This is a genomic window from Streptomyces sp. NPDC057963 (assembly GCF_042887155.1).
In the GTDB taxonomy this organism is placed as follows: Bacteria; Actinomycetota; Actinomycetes; order Streptomycetales; family Streptomycetaceae; genus Streptomyces.
This window is the reverse complement of sequence record NZ_JBHVPX010000003.1, coordinates 453,493-456,175: the sequence shown is the minus strand read 5'-3', so window position 1 is coordinate 456,175 and position 2,683 is coordinate 453,493. Positions and strand designations below refer to the sequence as shown.

Below are 2,683 nucleotides of genomic sequence, written 5' to 3'. Positions count from 1 at the left end.
TTTCTCCGTCTTGGGTTCTTTGTCGGTTCTAGTGTGGGTGTGCCCCCCCGCGGCTGTGGCCGCCCGGGCGGCCCACCCCCCCCACGACACCACGAGTGGGCGGCAACCGGGCTTGAGGGGCCCATGCCGCCCGGCGTGGCGGTCCAGGTCTCGTCGTCACTTGGTGAAGACGAGGCTGACGTTGTGTCCGCCGAACCCGAACGAGTTGGCCAGCGCAGCGGACCACCGACCGGTGCGCCGCTCACCGCGCACCACGTCCAGTTCCACGCGCGGGTCGAGTTCGTCGAGGTTGCGCGTGGCCGGCACCGTGCCGTCCTTGAGCGCGAACAGAGCGGCCATGGCGCCAACCGTTCCGGACGCGCCCATCATGTGGCCTGTCATCGACTTCGTCGCCGTCACCGCAGCGTGGCTGCCGATCACCCGGCCGATCGCCTCGGCCTCCGCCAGGTCACCGGACTCCGTCGAGGTGGCGTGGGCGTGCACGACCCCAATGTCCGCCGGGGCCAGGCCGGCGTCGCGCAGCGCCAGTTCCATGGCGTAGGCCTGGCCTTCCGCGTCGGAGGCCGTGATGTGGTTCGCGCTCGAACTCACGGAACTGCCGGCCAGCGTGCCGTAGGCACGTGCTTCACGGGCACGGGCGAACTCGGCGCGTTCGAGCACCATCATCCCCGCGCCCTCGCCCATAACGAATCCGGACCGCTTGACGTCGAACGGGCGGGACACGGTCTCTGGGTCCACGGACTGCGTCGACAGGGCCTTCATCTGGGCGAATGCCGCGATGGTGAAGGGGTGCAGGCATGCCTCCACCCCACCTGCGACGACCACGTCCGCCCGCCCGCTGCGGATCAGATCCTGCCCCAGGGCGAGGGCCTCTGCCCCGGAGGCACAGGCACTCACCGGAGTCCTGGCGCCTCCCTTCGCGCCCAGGTCCATGCTCACCCAAGCAGCCGGCCCGTTGGGCATCAGCATGGGGACCGCGAACGGCGACAGCCGGCGAATCCCGGCGCGTTCGAAGACGTCGTCCTGCCCCAGCGTGGTGAGGACACCACCGGTCCCCGTACCAATGACGACGGCGAGCCGTTCCGGCTCGACCTGCGGAGCACCGGCGTCCTGCCAAGCTTCGCGCGCGCTGAGGACGGCGGCCTGCTCACCGCGGTCCAGCTTCCTGGCCTCGACCCTCGGAAGCAGGGAGGCAGGGTCCACTGTGAACCCGGCCGCAACGTGCACGGGCAGGTCCGCGGCCCACTCCTCCTCCAGGAAGCGCACCCCCGACTTACCGTCCAGCAGCCCCGACCACGACGACGGCGCATCGGCTCCCAGTGGCGTCATCGCACCGACGCCTGTCACCAGCACACGACCGTTACGGGTCACACGAGCCTCCTTGAATTGTGTAGATACTACATAGCGCCTGACTTGCCCTCATGGGGATCATGCCAGCCTTCATCGGGGAAATCGGGGTAGGAGTCGACCGATTCGAAAGCGATGGATTGTTCTGTCTCTACAATTAACCAGTGCACCGTCGGAACGCCTCCTCCTGCCCGTAGTCATGGGCCTGAGCACAGGGTGCTGTCCAGATCTGCCGTCCGGGCGCCATGTCTTCCACGGACGTGCCGTCAAGGGGGCCGGCGACCAGGACGGGAATCACAACTCCGCCGGCACCCTGCGGGAGGTCCCTGGGTGGCGATCGAGCCGGTCGTCTCCGCCGTCCGCATACTGGAGAAGGTCGTGCCGGACGACAGACTGCACTTCGGCTTCGCCGGCCACACCTTCCGGCACACGCGTTTCTCCGGCGGCGCCCCCTGGGACATGAGGCTCTTCGAGCCCGCATCGAGGACTTCGTGACCTTGGCCTGTCAACAGGCGCTGCGTCTGGACCGGCCGCAGGAGACCAACCTCAACGACCGACGCCGAGCGATCGGCGTGGCCCGCTTCCGTAGATCCCTCGCCCGGCACATCGCCCGTCGGCCCGGGGGCTTCGTTCGCACTCGCGATGGGAGCCCGGACGACCGTCGCTCCGGCCGTCGGAGCCGGCGTCCCGCGCAATGTGCTCACCCAGCAACACCTTGATCGCAGAGGCGAGTTGTACGACAGAGTCCGTGCACGCGGCCCGACGCCGGACCCCGAGAAGCGACTCCGAAGGCAGATCACGAAACGGAAGGAACTCCGAGCCGCGGACGCAGTTCAGATCGGGCAACTGGAAGCAGACGTCGAAGCACTCGTCGGGGCGCTCCATCTGTCCCAGCCGGAAAACAGCAGGCTGCGTACCCGGCCCGCGAACCCCGGCATCCGACTCCTGAGGAAAGGGGCACTCGGACAAGGCCCTGCCATGTCCTCGCCCCGGTCCCTGCCGGAGCCGGTGCCAGCAACGGCCGGTCGACTGCGAATCGACGTGGAGTCAGTGCGGTGCGGCGGGATCGGGCCGGAGCCGGCCCGCCGAGATCCATGACGACCAGGAGCCGCTTGCTGCCCGGCGGAGGTGAATGCGGCCGTTCGGCGTCGAAGCTCAGATCCGGCAACTGGCCGCCCTTGGCGTGGCCGTAGGCCGCACCTGTATCGAGTGCGGATTCTCCGGCACCCGCTGCGACGGGTCGACCGTCCGCGGCCGCCAACCGGCCGGGGGGGCGCCCCCCCCCCCCCCGGCGGGGGCGCGGGCGCCCGCCCGCGGGGGGGCGGGGCGCCCACAC

2 protein-coding genes are annotated in these 2,683 nt (G+C 69.6%); one reads left to right on the top strand and one right to left on the bottom strand.

Going from position 1 to position 2,683, the window contains the following annotated elements; translation table 11 throughout:
- Positions 1 to 156: 156 nt before the first annotated feature.
- Complete coding sequence (locus ACFVT1_RS09025; protein ID WP_389793712.1) at positions 157 to 1,371, bottom strand: beta-ketoacyl-[acyl-carrier-protein] synthase family protein; 1,215 nt, start codon at positions 1,369 to 1,371, stop codon at positions 157 to 159.
- Between the two features lie 306 nt (positions 1,372 to 1,677).
- On the opposite strand from ACFVT1_RS09025, the gene ACFVT1_RS09020 reads away from it, so the two are divergent.
- Entirely contained in the window at positions 1,678 to 1,842 is a 165-nt protein-coding gene (locus ACFVT1_RS09020) for a hypothetical protein (RefSeq protein ID WP_389793711.1), read from the top strand.
- Positions 1,843 to 2,683 lie beyond the last annotated feature (841 nt).